Origin of the sequence: Castellaniella sp. GW247-6E4, assembly GCF_040276065.1 — a bacterium.
Lineage (GTDB): Bacteria > Pseudomonadota > Gammaproteobacteria > Burkholderiales > Burkholderiaceae_B > Castellaniella.
The window spans coordinates 171,275-185,829 of sequence record NZ_JBELOI010000007.1; the positions used below are offsets into that span (position 1 = coordinate 171,275).

The 14,555-nt window shown below is 67.5% G+C and carries 14 protein-coding genes; 10 read left to right on the forward strand and 4 right to left on the reverse strand.

The window, feature by feature from the left end; all coding sequences use genetic code 11:
• The 4 genes from ABS761_RS10595 to ABS761_RS10610 are packed head-to-tail and all read left to right on the forward strand — an operon-like array spanning position 1 to position 3,182.
• The gene (locus ABS761_RS10595) at positions 1-957 is read left to right on the forward strand and encodes a branched-chain amino acid ABC transporter permease (protein ID WP_350408282.1); all 957 of its coding nucleotides are present in this window, start codon (positions 1-3) and stop codon (positions 955-957) included.
• Positions 954-1,718 (forward strand): ABC transporter ATP-binding protein, encoded by a 765-nt coding sequence (locus tag ABS761_RS10600; protein ID WP_350408283.1) that lies wholly within the window; start codon positions 954-956, stop codon positions 1,716-1,718. Before ABS761_RS10595 ends, ABS761_RS10600 begins: the two co-directional genes overlap by 4 nt.
• Positions 1,711-2,430 (forward strand): ABC transporter ATP-binding protein, encoded by a 720-nt coding sequence (locus ABS761_RS10605; protein ID WP_350408284.1) that lies wholly within the window; start codon positions 1,711-1,713, stop codon positions 2,428-2,430. The genes ABS761_RS10600 and ABS761_RS10605 overlap by 8 nt, the downstream gene beginning before the upstream one ends.
• Before the next feature lie 20 nt (positions 2,431-2,450).
• Positions 2,451-3,182, forward strand: a complete 732-nt coding sequence (locus tag ABS761_RS10610) for an SDR family NAD(P)-dependent oxidoreductase (RefSeq protein WP_350408285.1) — start codon at positions 2,451-2,453, stop codon at positions 3,180-3,182.
• A gap of 113 nt (positions 3,183-3,295) precedes the next feature.
• Here ABS761_RS10610 and ABS761_RS10615 read toward each other — a convergent pair whose 3' ends face one another.
• A complete protein-coding gene (locus tag ABS761_RS10615) occupies positions 3,296-4,387 on the reverse strand; it encodes a DegT/DnrJ/EryC1/StrS family aminotransferase (RefSeq protein WP_350408286.1) in 1,092 nt (363 codons plus the stop codon).
• A gap of 92 nt (positions 4,388-4,479) precedes the next feature.
• Between ABS761_RS10615 and ABS761_RS10620 the strand changes: the two genes are divergently transcribed.
• A complete protein-coding gene (locus ABS761_RS10620) occupies positions 4,480-4,887 on the forward strand; it encodes a two pore domain potassium channel family protein (protein WP_350408287.1) in 408 nt (135 codons plus the stop codon).
• Positions 4,884-5,408, forward strand: a complete 525-nt coding sequence (locus ABS761_RS10625) for a cupin domain-containing protein (RefSeq protein WP_350408288.1) — start codon at positions 4,884-4,886, stop codon at positions 5,406-5,408. The genes ABS761_RS10620 and ABS761_RS10625 overlap by 4 nt, the downstream gene beginning before the upstream one ends.
• Here the strand turns inward: ABS761_RS10625 and ABS761_RS10630 are convergent.
• Both ABS761_RS10630 and ABS761_RS10635 read right to left on the reverse strand, forming a co-directional pair.
• Positions 5,380-6,195: an EcsC family protein gene (locus tag ABS761_RS10630; protein ID WP_350408289.1), complete on the reverse strand. Its 816-nt coding sequence runs from the start codon at positions 6,193-6,195 to the stop codon at positions 5,380-5,382. The genes ABS761_RS10625 and ABS761_RS10630 overlap by 29 nt on opposite strands.
• Before the next feature lie 5 nt (positions 6,196-6,200).
• The gene (locus tag ABS761_RS10635) at positions 6,201-7,403 is read right to left on the reverse strand and encodes a CynX/NimT family MFS transporter (protein WP_350408290.1); all 1,203 of its coding nucleotides are present in this window, start codon (positions 7,401-7,403) and stop codon (positions 6,201-6,203) included.
• Positions 7,404-7,594: 191 nt separating this feature from the next.
• Between ABS761_RS10635 and ABS761_RS10640 the strand changes: the two genes are divergently transcribed.
• From ABS761_RS10640 to ABS761_RS10655, 4 genes are all read left to right on the forward strand, one after another.
• Complete coding sequence (locus ABS761_RS10640) at positions 7,595-8,359, forward strand: hypothetical protein (protein WP_350408291.1); 765 nt, start codon at positions 7,595-7,597, stop codon at positions 8,357-8,359.
• A 25-nt stretch (positions 8,360-8,384) separates the two neighbouring features.
• Positions 8,385-9,461 carry a uroporphyrinogen decarboxylase gene (gene hemE / locus ABS761_RS10645; RefSeq protein ID WP_350408329.1) on the forward strand — a complete coding sequence of 359 codons (1,077 nt, stop codon included), beginning with the start codon at positions 8,385-8,387 and terminating at the stop codon, positions 9,459-9,461.
• Between the two features lie 286 nt (positions 9,462-9,747).
• A complete protein-coding gene (locus tag ABS761_RS10650) occupies positions 9,748-11,907 on the forward strand; it encodes a primosomal protein N' (protein WP_350408292.1) in 2,160 nt (719 codons plus the stop codon).
• Positions 11,907-14,114 carry a UvrD-helicase domain-containing protein gene (locus ABS761_RS10655; protein ID WP_350408293.1) on the forward strand — a complete coding sequence of 736 codons (2,208 nt, stop codon included), beginning with the start codon at positions 11,907-11,909 and terminating at the stop codon, positions 14,112-14,114. Before ABS761_RS10650 ends, ABS761_RS10655 begins: the two co-directional genes overlap by 1 nt.
• A gap of 120 nt (positions 14,115-14,234) precedes the next feature.
• On the opposite strand, the gene ABS761_RS10660 is transcribed toward ABS761_RS10655, so the two are convergent.
• A complete protein-coding gene (locus ABS761_RS10660) occupies positions 14,235-14,462 on the reverse strand; it encodes a hypothetical protein (protein WP_350408294.1) in 228 nt (75 codons plus the stop codon).
• Between the last annotated feature and the right edge of the window lie 93 nt (positions 14,463-14,555).

Sequence of the window (14,555 nt, forward strand, 5' to 3'; positions counted from 1 at the left end):
ATGAACGTCGACAAATGGGCCCTCGTGTTGGCCGCGGTCTTGCTGGCGGTGCTGCCCTTCGTCGCCAGTGGATATATTTTGTATATCATAAACCTGCTGATGATCTATATCGTGCTCGCCCTCGGGCTGCACATCGTGATTGGCGAGACCGGGCAGTTCGCGCTCTCGCACGCCGCGTTCTACGGGATCGGCATCTATGTGGCGGGCATCCTCAACAACAACTGGCACCTGAATCTGGCGCTCTCGGTGCTGGCCGCGGGCGTCGTGGCGGCGGTCCTGGGCTATCTCTTGGGCGCCCTGGCGATCCGGATGCGGGATATCTACTTGGCCCTGTCGACCTTCGCCTTTGGCGAGGCCATGCAGTGGGTGTTCCTGAATTGGACCGAGGTGACCAATGGCTCGAACGGCTATCAGATGTCGCCGGCGCAGTTCTTCGGTTTCGAGCTTACCTCGGACCTGCGGGCCTACCCCTTTGTCATCGCCGGTGCCGCCCTGATGCTCTGGGCGACGGTGTGGCTGTCGCGTTCGCAGCTCGGGTCCGCTTTTCGCGCGGTGCGCGAGAGCGAGGTGGCCGCGCAGGCGATGGGCGTCAACGCCAATGTGATCAAGCGCGTGGCCTTCATGTGCTCGGCGGCCTACGCGGGGGTGGCGGGCGGCCTGTACACGACGTTTTCCTCGTTCATCCATCCCGAGAGCCTGGGCTTTTGGACGACGATCCTGATTCTGATCATGATCGTGGTGGGCGGCATTGGCTCGGTGCGCGGCGCGGTGATCGGGGCGGTGATCTTCGGCCTGCTCTCCGAGCTGCTGCGCCAGGTGCTGTCCTTTCAGGAAATCATCTACGGCCTGATCCTGATCGGCTTCATGATGTTTGCGCCGCGCGGGCTGTTCAGCGGCCGGCGGCCGCGCAAGACGGCGCCCGCCGATGGCGGGGCGCCCGGAGGGACGCGGGCATGAGCGACGAGGCCCTGCTGTCCATCGATGGCTTGACGGTGCGCTTTGGCGGCTTGACCGCCGTGGACGACCTGTCGTTCCAGGTGCGCCGGGGGCGGATCCATGCCTTGATCGGGCCCAACGGCGCCGGCAAGTCGACGACGTTCAATTGTATTTCGCGCTATTACGACCCCACGGGCGGCTCGATTTCCCTAGAGGGCCAGGACATCACGCGCCATGGGGCCGCGCACATGGCCGCGCTGGGGGTCGCCCGCACCTTTCAGAATCTCGAGCTGTTCGGCGAGCTGTCGGTCGAGGAGAACGTGCTGCTGGGCACGTACGCCTATGGCGCCCGGGGCCTGGGCCGCCTGCTGCGCCGCCCGGCGGCCGGCAATCGCGAGCTGGCCCATCATCTGCTCGAGCGTGTGGGCTTGGTCGACGTCCTCGACGCCAAGGCGAACAGCCTGGATTTCGGGCGCCAGAAAATGCTCGAACTGGCGCGTGCGCTGGCCATCAAGCCGCGCTTGCTGCTGCTCGACGAGCCCGCGGCGGGTCTGCGCAACCGCGAGATCGACAAGCTTGACGGCATCCTCTCCGAGCTTGCGACGCGCGAGGGCGTCACCGTGCTCCTGGTCGAGCACGTGATGCAGCTCGTCATGTCGATATCGGACCGCATCACCGTGATGTCCTTCGGCCACAAGATCGCCGAAGGCACGCCGGCGCAGATCCGCAGCGACGAGCGCGTGATCGAGGCCTACCTGGGCAAAGGGGCCGATCATGAGTGAGCCGTTTCTGTCGGTCGAATCCGTGTCCGCCTCGTACGGCAATATTTCGGCGCTGCACGAGGTCTCGCTCGAGGTGGCCACGGGCGAGATCGTGGCTTTGCTGGGGGCCAATGGCGCGGGCAAGTCCACCACCCTCAACGTGATTTCCGGCCTGGTGCGCGCGACGCACGGCCACGTGCGTTTCGACGGCGAGGCCGTCGACCGGCTGTCGGCCGATCATATTGTCCAGCGCGGCATCATCCAGGTGCTCGAGGGGCGCGAGATTTTTCGCGACATGAGCGTGCGCGAGAATCTGGAAATGGGCGCCTACACGCGCAAGGACCGCGCGGCGGTCGCCGCGGACCTGGACGCGATGTGCGATATCTTTCCGCGCCTGCGCGAGCGCATCGGCCAGAGGGCCGCCACCCTGTCCGGAGGCGAGCAGCAAATGCTGGCCACCGCGCGGGCGATGATGGCGCGGCCACGCATGATCTTGATGGACGAGCCGTCGATGGGCCTGGCGCCGCTGGTGGTCGAGCAGATCTTTGATACGGTCAGGACCCTGAACCGCGAACAGGGCATCACCATCCTGTTGGTCGAGCAGAACGCCAAGCTGGCCCTGTCGGTGTCCAGCCGCGCCTATATCCTCGAGAACGGCGAGATGGTGCTGAACGGCGCCTCGGCGGACCTGAAGGATGACGAGGCGGTGCGACGCGCGTACTTAGGCGCGTGAGGGTTTTTATTGAAACAAGGATGAATATGACAGCAGTGGCATTGGTGACCGGCGCGGCTGGCGGCATGGGTCAGGCCATCGTCCGGCGCCTGGCGCAAGACGGTTTCGCCGTCGTGGCGGTGGACGTCGGCGAGGCGGCGCTGGGGGCGCTTGCCGAGCGCCTGACACACGAGGGGCTCGAGGTGGAGCCGCGCGTGGTGGACTTGACCAGCGAAGCGCAGGTCGACGCGCTGATTGACGGCTTGCCGCCGCTCTCGGCGCTGGTCAACAGCGCCGGCCTGTTCGACGAACGCAAGTTCTTTGACGTGGGCCAGGATGATTTTCGACGGATGATGGAATTGAACCTGATCGCCGCGGCCACGCTCACCCAGCGCGCCGCGGCCCGGATGGCACCGGGGGCCAAGATCGTGAACATCGCCTCGCGCGCCTATCTGGGTGCGCGCCACCATGCACACTATGTGGCCTCCAAGGCCGCGCTGGTGGGCTACACCCGCGCCAGCGCGATGGAACTCGCCGAAAAGGGCATCCTGGTGAACGCCATTGCCCCCGGTCTGATCGACACGCCCATGTTGCGCGCCCTGACGCCCGAGCGTCTCGCGGCGCAACTGGCCTTGCAGCCCACCGGCCACGCGGGCACGCCCGAGGACATCGCGCACGCGGTGTCCTTCCTGGCCGGGCCGCAGATGGGCTTCATCACCGGACAGGTGCTGTTCGTGGATGGGGGCAAGTCGCTGGGCGGCTCGGGGTCCTGAGGGTCGCCTGACCCATTGCCCCCGCCGGCCCGATAGATCGTGAGCGGCTGAGGTCCGTGGCCAGCGCCTTTTCGCTGGCGGAGGACAGGCCGTCGTGTCAGGCAAACAAGGCGCTAGGCCCGGGTGGCTGCCTCCAGGGCCTGCGTGATGGCCTGTGCCTGCTCCTCGGCGAGGTACGGATGCATGGGCAGGCTCAGGACCTCGCGCGCGGCGGCGTCGCCCTCGGGCAGCCGGGCATCCGGATCGGCCACGGCGGGTTGCAGATTCAGGGGGATGGGGTAGTGCACGGCGGTGGGCACCCCGGCCTCTTTGAGGGCCGCCTGCACGGCGTCGCGGTTGGGCACGCGCACCGTGTATTGGGCCCAGACGCTGACGTTGTGGGATTCAACATACGGGGTGGCGATGCCGGCCGCGCCCAGTAGGCGATTGTAGCGGGCGGCGACGTCTTGGCGCAGGGCGATCTCGTCGGCGAGGATGTCCAGTTTCGGTAGCAGGATCGCGGCCTGCAGGGTGTCCAGGCGGCTGTTCATGCCCACCCGGATGTGGTGATAGCGGCGGTCCTGCCCGTGGCGGGCGATCTGTCGGATGACGGTGGCGAGCTCGTCGTCGTTGGTGAACAGGGCGCCGCCATCGCCGTAGCAACCCAGCGGCTTGCTGGGGAAAAAGCTGGTGCAGGCGATGGTGCTGAGGTTGCCGGAAGGGCGTCCTTTGTATGTCGCGCCAAAGCTCTGGGCGGCATCCTCGATCACCGGTATGCCGTGGACCTGGGCGACCGCGTTGATGGCATCCATGTCGGCGCACTGGCCGTACAGGGAGACCGGAATGATCGCGCGGGTGCGCGGCGTGATGGCCGCCTCGAGCTTGGCCGGATCGAGATTACAGGTGCGGGGGTCGATGTCGACGTAGATGGGCTTTGCGCCCAGGACCGCCCCGGTCTCCGCGGTGGCGATATAAGTGAACCCCGGGGTGATGACCTCGTCGCCCACGCCGATGCCCAGCGCCATCAGGGCGATCTGCAGCGCGTCGGTGCCATTGGCGCAGCTGATGCAGTGCCGGGCGCCGACAAAGGCGGCGAGGCGTTCTTCGAGCTCGGCGACCTCGGGTCCCAGAATGTACTGGCCGTGGGCCAGGACACGAGCGATGCGGGTGTCGATCTGGTCTTTGATGCGGGCCTGTTGGGTCTTGAGGTCGATGAAGTCGATCATGGCGTGGTGTCGGGTCGGTAATAGAGGTGTCGGAGTTGGGAATTGTAGGCCGCGGGGCGCCGCCGCGCCATGGTCATCCGCGCAGAGGGCTCTTGCGGCATTGTTTCTGGTATGGTGTCGCCATCCATCATGCGCGTGACGGGGGTAAGGCGGTGTACGAGTCCAGAAAACATGATTTGTTGCCCCTGCGGGATTTTCTGCGTCGGGTGCTGTCCCACGTTTTCTACGCTTTGGTGCTGATCTTCAGCACCCTGTGCCTGGGGGTGGTGGGAAACATGTGGTTCGAGACCATCACCTGGCATGATGCGGTCTTGAACGCTGCCCTGATTGTGGCGGGCATCGGGCCGTTCATCCTGCCGGCGACGGTGGGCGGCAAGATCTTCTTTTCCTTTTACGGTATTTTTGTCGGCCTGGTGTTCATGGCGACCCTGGGCGTGGTCCTCGCGCCCGTGGCGCATCGCCTGCTCCACAAATTCCACCTCGACGGCGACGACGCATGAGCGACGCGGCTCCCTGGCGCGGCCTGGTCGATGGCCTGGGGCTGCGGCCCCACCCTGAAGGCGGGTATTACCGCGAGGTCTTCCGGTCGGGCCTGCAGGTGCCATTTCGGGGCGGTTCGCGTGCGGCCGTCACCTCGATCTATTACCTGCTGGCCGAGGGCGCATGCTCGGCCTGGCACCGGATCGACGCGGACGAGACCTGGTATTTTCATGCGGGCGGCCCGCTCGATCTGCATGTGCTGGCACCCGATGGCGGCTTGGTGACTCATCGCCTGGGAGATCCGCTAGTGCAGCCCGGGGCCGCCTGCCAGGCGGTCGTGCCGGCGGGCCTCTGGTTTGCCGCCGAGCTCGCGCAGCGAGGCGATTATGCCTTGGTGGGGTGCGCGGTCGCGCCGGGCTTCGAATTCAGCGGCTTCGAGCTCGCCCGCCTCGATGACATTCAGCCGGCGGTTGCCCGCCACGGGGATTGGGTCCTGCGCCTCTTGAAGGGCGCTAGGGCCGCTCCTCATACGCCCGCTTGATCGTCTCGGCGCCATAGGCGCGCTCGAGGCGCCGGATGATGAAGTGTCCGCGCGCCATATCCTGGAAATGATTGATGAAGGCCAGGTTGATGGCGGCTCCTCCGATGGCGCCGATGGCGGGGACGGCTTGCGCGGCGGCCTTGCTGGTCACGTCCGCGCCGAAGCGCTTGGCGATGCGGGTGATGAGCTGGACCATGACAGGCGCGCCCTCGGCCGCGACATGGTGGGCGGCGAGAAACTGGGTAGCGTCGGTGACCGATTTGGCCAGCGCCGCGCGCACGGCGAAGTAGCCGCTCTCGGCCCCGTCGTCCGATCCCGAACGCCCGCCCAGGGCAAAGACCTCGAGGCAGGCCACGCGGGTTCCAGCGCTGGAGATGGATTCACCCTCGGCGCGGGCGATGTCGGCGATGGAGCGCAGCATGACTGTGGTGGAGACCGGCAGTTCGATGGTCAGCGCGGCCAGCCCGAAGAAGCCGCCCACGCCGCCGCTGGCGGCGGCCCCGAACTTGTGCCAGATCCGCGATGAGGCCTCTCCGGGCCGGTCTTTCAGGGTGAACAGCGCGGCGTCGGCCGCGCGGGTCAAGGCGGCGCGGGCGATGGCGTCGATGCGGGCGTTCCAGTCCTTGGGCAGGGCGCGCAGGCCGCGCTCGATGGGTGCTCCCAGCGCATTGGTCATGCGCGCCGTGAGGCCGGGGTTTTCAAGCAGGCGCCGGGCGAGGCGCAGATCCTCCAGGTCGGCTGCGGACAGAGGTGACAAAGGCCTTGCGGAACTCATGTCGGTGCCCATGTCGTTCACTCCTTCGGGTCCAGCACATAGCGTGCGCGGCCCGCCCCCATCGCCATCAGCCAGGCCACCAGGCAGGTGGCCAGCAGAAACATCCCCGTCGTATGCCAGCCGCCGCTGTGTTCGTAGAGCACGCCGACGAGGAAGGGGCCCGCCGCCGCGATGATGTAGCCCACGCCTTGCGCCATGCCCGAGAGCGCGGTGGCGTGCAGCGGGGTGCGAGTGCGCAGCACCATCAGCGACAGGCCCAGGCTGAATGTGCCGCCCATGCCCAGTCCCCCGACCATGATCCAGACCCACGCCGTGGCGGGTGGCGCATAGATGATGCCCATCAGCCCCGTCAGGAGCAGAGAGACCGCCACGCTCGCCACCAAGCGCTGGTCGCGGCTGCGCGACGCCAGCCATGGCACCGCAAAGGTCGAGAGCAACTGCACCATCAGGGCGGCCGACAAGGCCGCGCCCGCCTCGACGGGATGCATGCCGCGATCGATCAGGATGGCGGGCATCCAGCCGATGGCGCTGTGGCCGAGGCCGGATTGCAGGCCCATGAAAAGGGTGACCTGCCAGGCCAGGGGGTCGCGCCGCAGCGCATGCATGAGCGTTGTGCCGCCCTGCGTCGACGGAGGGGCCTCCAGCGGCGCGACGCGCGTGCGATGCCAGCAGAAGGCTCCTGCCAGCGCGGGGAGCAGCCAGACCGCCAGGCCCCAGCGCCAGTCGCCGTAGGGCAGGCGGGCGATGGGGGCCGACAGCCCGGCGCCCATGCCCGCCCCCAGGCAGAAGGCCATGGTGTAGAGGCTCATGATGGGGCCGATGCGCTGTGTAAAGGCCTGCTTGGCGATCGCCGGCACCAGCACCATCATGACGCTGATACCGGCGCTGGAGATCAAGATTCCCGCGAACAGGCCAAAGGCGCCCATGAAGCCGCGCAGGGCGATCCCCAGGGCGAGGGTCAGCAGGCCCAGCACGATCAGGCGTTGGGCCGAGGCAAAGCGCAGCAGCGGCGGCACGGCAATGCCGAAGGCCCCGAAGCAGAAGGTGGGCAGGGCGATCAACAGGCCTGCCGCCGAAGGCGACAGGTCAAGCGCCGCGCGCAGGTCGTCGAGCACCGCCGGCATGCTCGTGACCATGGGGCGCATGTTCAGGCCCGCCAGCAGGATGGCGAGCAGCAGCACCCACTGGCGGCGGCCGGGCTTTCGGAGGGCTTCAGCCACCGGCCGTTCCCGGGGCCGAGGAGACGACGTTCGGGGCCTTTTGAGGGGTCGTGGTCGGGACGCGCATCGGAGTGGCGATGGTCATTGGGCGTGAGTGACAGTATATAGCGGCGGCCCCTCGCTTTTTGCGAATAGGCGCAAGGCGCCGCGCGGTCTATTCTGCACACTCTGTCCACGAAGAGGAGGCGGCGATGCGGGAACGTCTGGATTGCGCGGTGTTGGCCGTGGGGCGGGAGGCCTGGGTGGCTTCCCTGATGGGGCCGCATGCCGGCGGCCGCCTGCATCTGCATGCGCCGTGGGGCGCGCATGGCGATGCCGCCATGCTCGAGGATGCGGCCCTGTCCCTGGGCCGTTACGATGCCTGCCTGCTCTACGTGGACGGCGCCGGGCTCGGGGCCTGGCGCACGGCGCTGGCTGCCACGCGCCCTCCCGGCGCGCACTTGATCGCCTATGCGGTGGACCTGCGTGCCCAGGCCATTCATGACCTGTATGCGCTGGGGGTGGCTGATTTCATCAGGCCGCCATTTTGCGCCGAGTCCCTGCGCGCGCGTATCGAGCGCCTGCTGGATGGCGCCGCGCCGCCGGCGCCGGTGCTGGCCGAGGGCGATTCGTGCTATGGTCTGGCGGTCTCGCCGGGGGGGCCCGTGGACGAGGATGCGCTGTGCGCGACCATTCTGCAGCGTTCCGGCGCCGAACTCGAGGCCTATGCCGTGGCGGTCGCTTCCCGTCAGGCCTCGTCGCGCGAGTCCTTTCGCGAGGCCAAGGGGCGCGTCATCGAGCGTTTCGAGCGCGCCTATATTCATGCGGCCCTGGGGCGCCATCGCGGCAATATTGCAATGGCGGCGCGGGCCGCGCAAAAGCATCGGCGCGCCTTCTGGGCGCTGATGCGAAAACACGACATCGACCCTGCGCCCTATCGGGCGGAGGCTTCCCCCAGGGCTGCGCCGGACGGTTAAAATCTCCGGCATCTCCATGAGGATCATGCCTGTGCCAGAGCTCAAGAACGACATCTTCCTGCGTGCGCTGCGGCGCGAGCCGGTTCCGTACACCCCAATCTGGATGATGCGCCAGGCGGGCCGCTATCTGCCCGAGTACAACCAGACGAGGGCGCAGGCCGGATCCTTCATGGCGCTGGCGCAAAACCCGGAATATGCCTGCGAGGTGACCCTGCAGCCCCTGCGGCGCTTCGAGCTGGACGCGGCCATTCTGTTTTCCGATATCCTGACCGTGCCGGATGCCATGGGCCTGGGGCTCAGCTTCCAGGCGGGCGAGGGGCCGCGTTTTGCGCATCCCGTGCGCGACGAGGCCGGGGTCAATGCCTTGCGCGTGCCTGATCTCGACCGTTTGCGCTACGTCTTTGACGCCGTTTCCCTGATCCGCCGCGAACTCGATGGCCGGGTGCCGCTGATCGGCTTTTCCGGCAGCCCCTGGACGCTGGCCTGCTATATGGTCGAGGGCTCGGGCAGCGCCGACTATCGCCAGATCAAGACCATGCTCTACCAGCGGCCCGACCTGATCCACCGGATTCTCGAGGTCAATGCACGCGCGGTCCAGGAATACCTCAACGCCCAGATCCGCGCGGGCGCCCAGGCGGTGATGGTGTTCGACAGTTGGGGCGGGGTGCTGGCCGACGGGTTGTTCCAACGATTCTCGCTGGCCTATACCCGCCGGGTGCTCGATGGCTTGCTGCGCGAGCACGAGGGCCGGCACATCCCGTCCATCGTCTTCACCAAGGGGGGTGGGCCCTGGATCGAGGACATCGCGGCCTGCGGTTGCGACGCCATAGGGCTGGACTGGACCGTGAACCTGGCGGCGGCGCGTCGCCGCGTCGCCGACCGCGTGGCCTTGCAGGGCAATCTGGACCCGATGGCGCTGTTCGGAGGTGACCAGGCGATTCGCGAAGAGGTCCGCCGCGTGCTGGCGGATTTCGGCCCGGTGGGCCGTGGCGGGCATGTATTCAACCTGGGACACGGAATTTCCCAATTCACGCCGCCCGAGGCGGTGAGCAGCCTGGTCGACGAGGTGCATGCCGCCAGCCGCGAGTATCATGGCGGATGAGGCCCGGTTCAGGGCAGGATGTTTATACACAGTCCGGGGCGAGCTAGGGTTTTCACTAGAAATCTTAGTTTTACATGAGACATCCATCGTAATCTATTGATTTTAAATTGGTTTGCGGCATTCATATTGCGCTGCAATGTCGAAATCCGACGATCTGCCCCCTTTTCCAGCAATGATCGGCCTAATTCTCCACAAAGTTATCCACAGGTGCCTGGTATTTCTCTAATCCATAGTCACAACAAGGTTTTTTTCTCCAGCCCAACGCCACGAGAGGCCTGCCGTGACCATGAGCACCTGTGAAAATACCTCCGACCCAGAGACTCCCCCGGCCAGCGCGACGGCCGCCGGGGTGCCTGCGGGAAGCGCCGGAACGGGGCAATGTATCTACTTGGCGGTCGCGCTGGACGTTCCCTTGCCGGGCCTGTTCGATTATGTGCACGATGTTCCCGTTGTGCCCGGCACCCGGGTCCTCGTGAGTTTCGGGCCGCGCCGAATGATCGGCATGGTCTGGGCGCAGCGCGAGGCGCCGGCTATCGAGGCCGGGCGGGTCAAGGCGATCGAGGCGGTCCTGGACGATCTGCCGCCGATGCCGGCGGACTGGATGCGTATGGCGGATTTTGCGGCTGGGTATTATCACCGGCCCTTGGGCGAGGTGCTGTTGCCGGTCCTGCCGGCCAGCCTGCGCAAGCCCTCGGCCTATCTGGGGCCGCGAGCCGCGGGTGGCCCGGTGCGGCGCGCCGACCGGCGCCCGGGCCGCGCGCGTGCGTGGGGCGGCGAGTCGCCCGCCGCGGCGGGCACGGACACCGTCGCGCCCATTCCCCCGGTGCTGAACGCGGAGCAATCCGCGGCCTGGCAGGATCTGCGAGGCATGATGTCGGCGCAACCCGGCCCGGGCCTCGCTCTGCTGCATGGAGTCACCGGCAGCGGCAAGACCGAGCTCTACCTGCGCCTGGCGGCCGAGGCGCTGGCCCAGGGCCGTCAAGTGCTGCTGCTGGTGCCCGAGATCAATCTGACACCCCAGCTCGAGCACATCGTGCGCGGGCGGCTCGGCAATGTCGCGGTCATGCACAGCAAGCTGTCCGAGGGCGAGCGCCTGCGCGCCTGGTTGCGCGCCGCGCGCGGCGAGGCCGAGATCCTGCTGGGAACCCGCTTGGCGCTGTTCGTGCCGCTGCCCAGGCTGGGCCTGATCGTCGTCGACGAGGAACATGACACCTCTTACAAGCAGCAGGAGGGCTTGCGGTACTCGGCGCGCGATCTCGCGGTGTGGCGCGGGCACGATCTGGGCGTGCCGGTCGTCCTGGGTTCAGCCACGCCTTCGCTCGAGACCTGGCGCCGCGCCCGGCGCGGGGATTACCGTTACGTGTCCTTGTCCCGGCGCGCCCTGGCGCAGCCCCTACCCGAGGTGCGCCTGGTCGATACCCGTCGCGCCCAGCTCGAACAGGGGTTCACGCCACAGCTCCTGACCAGCCTCGAGGCGCGCCTGGGCCAGGGTGAGCAGAGCCTGGTTTTCATCAACCGCCGGGGATATGCCCCCGTGCTGCGCTGCGCCTCTTGCGGCTGGGTCAGCCAATGTGCGCGGTGCACCGCCTATACCGTGTTGCACCGCCACGCGGGCGGGCGCCGCCACACCTTGCAATGTCATCATTGCGGCGATTGCACGGCACCGCCGCGCGCCTGTCCGGATTGCGGCGACCAGGACATCCAGCCCATGGGGCGCGGCACGCAGCGTATCGAGGAGTTCCTGGGCGAGCGCTTTCCCGGCGCGCGCATCCTGCGCATCGATGCGGACGCGACCCGGCGCAAGGGCAGCGCCGAGGCGTTGTTCTCCAAGGTGCATGCAGGTGAGGCGGATATCCTGGTGGGCACCCAGATGGTGTCCAAGGGCCACGACTATGCCCGCCTTGGCCTGGTGGGGGTGCTCAATGCCGACGCCATGCTGTTCGCGCAAGATTTCCGCGCGCCCGAGCGCCTGTTCGCGCAGTTGATGCAGGTGGCGGGCCGCGCGGGGCGCCGCGCGGGCGGTGCCGAGGTCCTGATCCAGACCGACTACCCCGAACAGGCCGTCTACCAGGCCTTGCGGACCCACGATTATGCGCGCTTCGCCGAGGCCGCCCTGGCCGAGCGCGAGGAGCTCGGCCTGCCGCCGTTCTCGCACCAAGCCCTATTGACGGCGCAGGCGCGCCATCTGCGCGATGCGCTGGATTTCCTGGGCGAGGCGCGCGCCGTGGCACAGGCCATGCCCGAGGGCGCGGGCGCGCGGATCTACGACGCGGTGCCCTTGCGGGTGGTACGCGTGGCCAACATAGAGCGTGCGCAATTGCTGGTCGAGGCCGATGGGCGCGGTGCCCTGCACCGCTTGCTGCGCCCGTGGCTGGTCGAGGTGCATGACCTGGCCCAGGGCAGGTCCGTGCGTTGGGGGATCGAGATCGATCCACTCGAGATCTGATGGCCGCCCTCCTGCCCAAGGGCGCAACGGTGGCCCAGGACCTGAATGCGCGCCAACGCGAAGCCGTGCTGTATCTCGACGGCCCCTGTCTGGTGCTGGCGGGCGCGGGTAGTGGCAAGACCCGCGTCATCACCCAGAAAATGGCCTATCTGCTGCGCGAATGCGGCTACCAGGCCCGCAACGTGGTGGCCCTGACCTTCACCAACAAGGCGGCCCGCGAAATGGGTGAGCGCGTGCGCGGCCTGGTCGACGCGCGCCTGCTGCGGGGCCTGACCGTGGGCACGTTCCACTCGCTGGGACTGCGCTTTCTGCGCGAGGAGGCCGCCGCCGCGGGGCTGAAGCGCGGCTTTTCGATCATCGATTCCAACGACGCGCTGGCCATCATTCAGGAGTTGCTCGCCACCACCGACAAGGCCCGGCTGCGTGCCGTGCAGCAGGCCATTTCCCTATGGAAGAACGCCATGCTGACGCCCGACGAGGCGGCCCGGGCGGCGCGCGACGCGGGTGAGGCCGAGGCGGTCAGGGTGTACCGCAGCTACGAGGCCACGCTGCGGGCGTACCAGTCGGTCGATTTTGACGACCTGATCCGCCTGCCCGCCCTGCTGCTCGAGGACGAGCGCTTGCGGGCTCGCTGGCAGGCGCGGGTGCACTACCTGCTGGTGGACGAATATCAGGATACGAATTCCTGCCAGTATCGACTGGTGCATCATCTGTGCGGCGACCGGGCGATGTTTACGGCGGTGGGTGATGACGACCAGGCGATCTATGCCTGGCGCGGTGCCACAGTGGAAAACCTCACGCGCCTGGCCGAGGACTATCCGCGCCTGCGGGTCATCAAGCTCGAGCAGAATTACCGCTCGGTGCAGCGCATCCTGCACGCCGCCAACCAGGTGATCGGGCACAACCCCAAGGCCTTCGACAAAACCTTGTGGTCCGAGCTGGGCATGGGCGAGCCGATCCTCGTCGTACCCATGGACACGGATCTGGCTGAGGCCGAGTCGATCGCCATGCGGCTGTCGGCCGCGCGCTTCGAGCGCCAGGCCCAATGGAAGGATTTCGCGGTGCTGTATCGCGGCAATCACCAGGCGCGCGTCATGGAGCAGGCCCTGCGCAACTTGCGCATCCCCTACACGGTTTCGGGTGGTCAGAGCTTTTTCGACAAGGCCGAGGTGCGGGACATCCTCGCCTATCTACGCCTGATCGCCAACGACAGCGACGATCCGGCCTTCATCCGCGCCATGACGACCCCGCGCCGTGGCGTCGGCCAGGCGACCCTGCAAGCCCTGGGCGCCAGCGCCGCGCGTCGTGGCGTGTCGTTGTTCGAAGCCGGCATGGCGGCGAGCGAGGCCGAGCTGCCCGCCGGACGCTCGCGCGAGGCGGTGCACGGCTTCGTGCGCCTGATCCAGGGTTTCCAGGCGCGCGCGGCACGGCGCGCGGGCGCCATGGCCATCGCGCCAGCCCAAGGGCCGGTCCAGGCCGAGCTGCTGGCGCCGGACGATGAGGCCCCGGCATGGGAGACGCCGCCGCCCGGGGCATCGCCGCAGATCAGCAGCCCCGTCGGGGTGGAGGGATGCCGCGAGGACAATGCCGGCCAGGTCCTGGACGACCTGCTGGCCGCCATCGGGTACGAGCGCCATTTATACGACGTGCTCGACGAGCGCCAGGCTCAGGCCCGCTGGGCCAACGTCCTCGAACTGATTGAGTGGCTCAAGCGCAAAGCCGACGAGGAAGACATGACGCTGTTGGAGCTCGTGCAGCACGTCGCCCTCGTGACCATGCTCGAGCGCGCCGATGACGAGGAGCCCGATGCCGTGAAGCTCTCGACCTTGCACGCATCCAAGGGGCTCGAATACCCCCATGTCTACCTGATCGGGGTCGAGGAGGGGTTGCTGCCGCATCGCGGCTCGGCCGAGGATGACGATGGCAGCGAGGCGGCCGCGGCCGCTCTGGCCGGGCGCATCCAGGAAGAGCGCCGCCTCATGTACGTGGGCATCACCCGCGCGCGGCGCAGCCTGCACATCAGTTGGTGCCGCAAGCGGCGCCGGGGCCGCGAGGACCTATTGCGCGAGCCGTCCCGTTTCATCAAGGAGATGGGCCTCGAGGCCGAGGCCGCTCCCGGCGCGCCGCCCCAGGTAGATCCCGAGCAGACGCTGGGGCGCCTGAAAGCCCTGCTGTCCGGCAAGCCGGGCCGTGCGCCGGGCACTTGAGCCCACAGAATGTCCTGGGAGCGGCCCTATGGCAAAAAAAGGGCGGAACCGGCATATCCGGTTCCGCCCTTCGGCATTCAGGGCTGCGCCCGCCGGTGGGGCGGGCGAGGCGTCAGTCGATTACCACTGCGAGCGCGAGTAGCGGGCGTCGCGGGCGCGGGCCTCGGCCTGCGCGTTGATGACCTCACCGATGGTCCGGGCCGTGCGCGAGCCGATGCGCTTGGCGCCGCGGGCGATGCTCTTGACCATGTCCTTGATCGACAGGGATTCCGATGTGTCCATGACGGCCTGGGTGTAGGCGCGTTCCAGGGCATCGGAAAAGAGGGCGGGGGTATTGCCGTAGTTCATGTGGTGCTCCTGGTGTAAAAATGGGTGTTGCTGCATAGACCCTATTATAGGGTAAACCCTAGTTTAAAGCTAGGGGTAAACCCTAATTTCCCA

Coding starts and splice junctions, on each gene's coding strand:
- ABS761_RS10610 (WP_350408285.1), top strand. CDS start 2,451: ATGAATATGACAGCAGTGGCATTGGTGACCGGCGCGGCTGGCGGCATG.
- ABS761_RS10640 (WP_350408291.1), top strand. CDS start 7,595: ATGCGGGAACGTCTGGATTGCGCGGTGTTGGCCGTGGGGCGGGAGGCC.
- ABS761_RS10600 (WP_350408283.1), top strand. CDS start 954: ATGAGCGACGAGGCCCTGCTGTCCATCGATGGCTTGACGGTGCGCTTT.
- ABS761_RS10660 (WP_350408294.1), bottom strand. CDS start 14,462: ATGAACTACGGCAATACCCCCGCCCTCTTTTCCGATGCCCTGGAACGC.
- ABS761_RS10650 (WP_350408292.1), top strand. CDS start 9,748: ATGAGCACCTGTGAAAATACCTCCGACCCAGAGACTCCCCCGGCCAGC.
- ABS761_RS10625 (WP_350408288.1), top strand. CDS start 4,884: ATGAGCGACGCGGCTCCCTGGCGCGGCCTGGTCGATGGCCTGGGGCTG.
- ABS761_RS10615 (WP_350408286.1), bottom strand. CDS start 4,387: ATGATCGACTTCATCGACCTCAAGACCCAACAGGCCCGCATCAAAGAC.
- ABS761_RS10630 (WP_350408289.1), bottom strand. CDS start 6,195: ATGGGCACCGACATGAGTTCCGCAAGGCCTTTGTCACCTCTGTCCGCA.
- hemE (WP_350408329.1), top strand. CDS start 8,385: ATGCCTGTGCCAGAGCTCAAGAACGACATCTTCCTGCGTGCGCTGCGG.
- ABS761_RS10605 (WP_350408284.1), top strand. CDS start 1,711: ATGAGTGAGCCGTTTCTGTCGGTCGAATCCGTGTCCGCCTCGTACGGC.
- ABS761_RS10655 (WP_350408293.1), top strand. CDS start 11,907: ATGGCCGCCCTCCTGCCCAAGGGCGCAACGGTGGCCCAGGACCTGAAT.
- ABS761_RS10595 (WP_350408282.1), top strand. CDS start 1: ATGAACGTCGACAAATGGGCCCTCGTGTTGGCCGCGGTCTTGCTGGCG.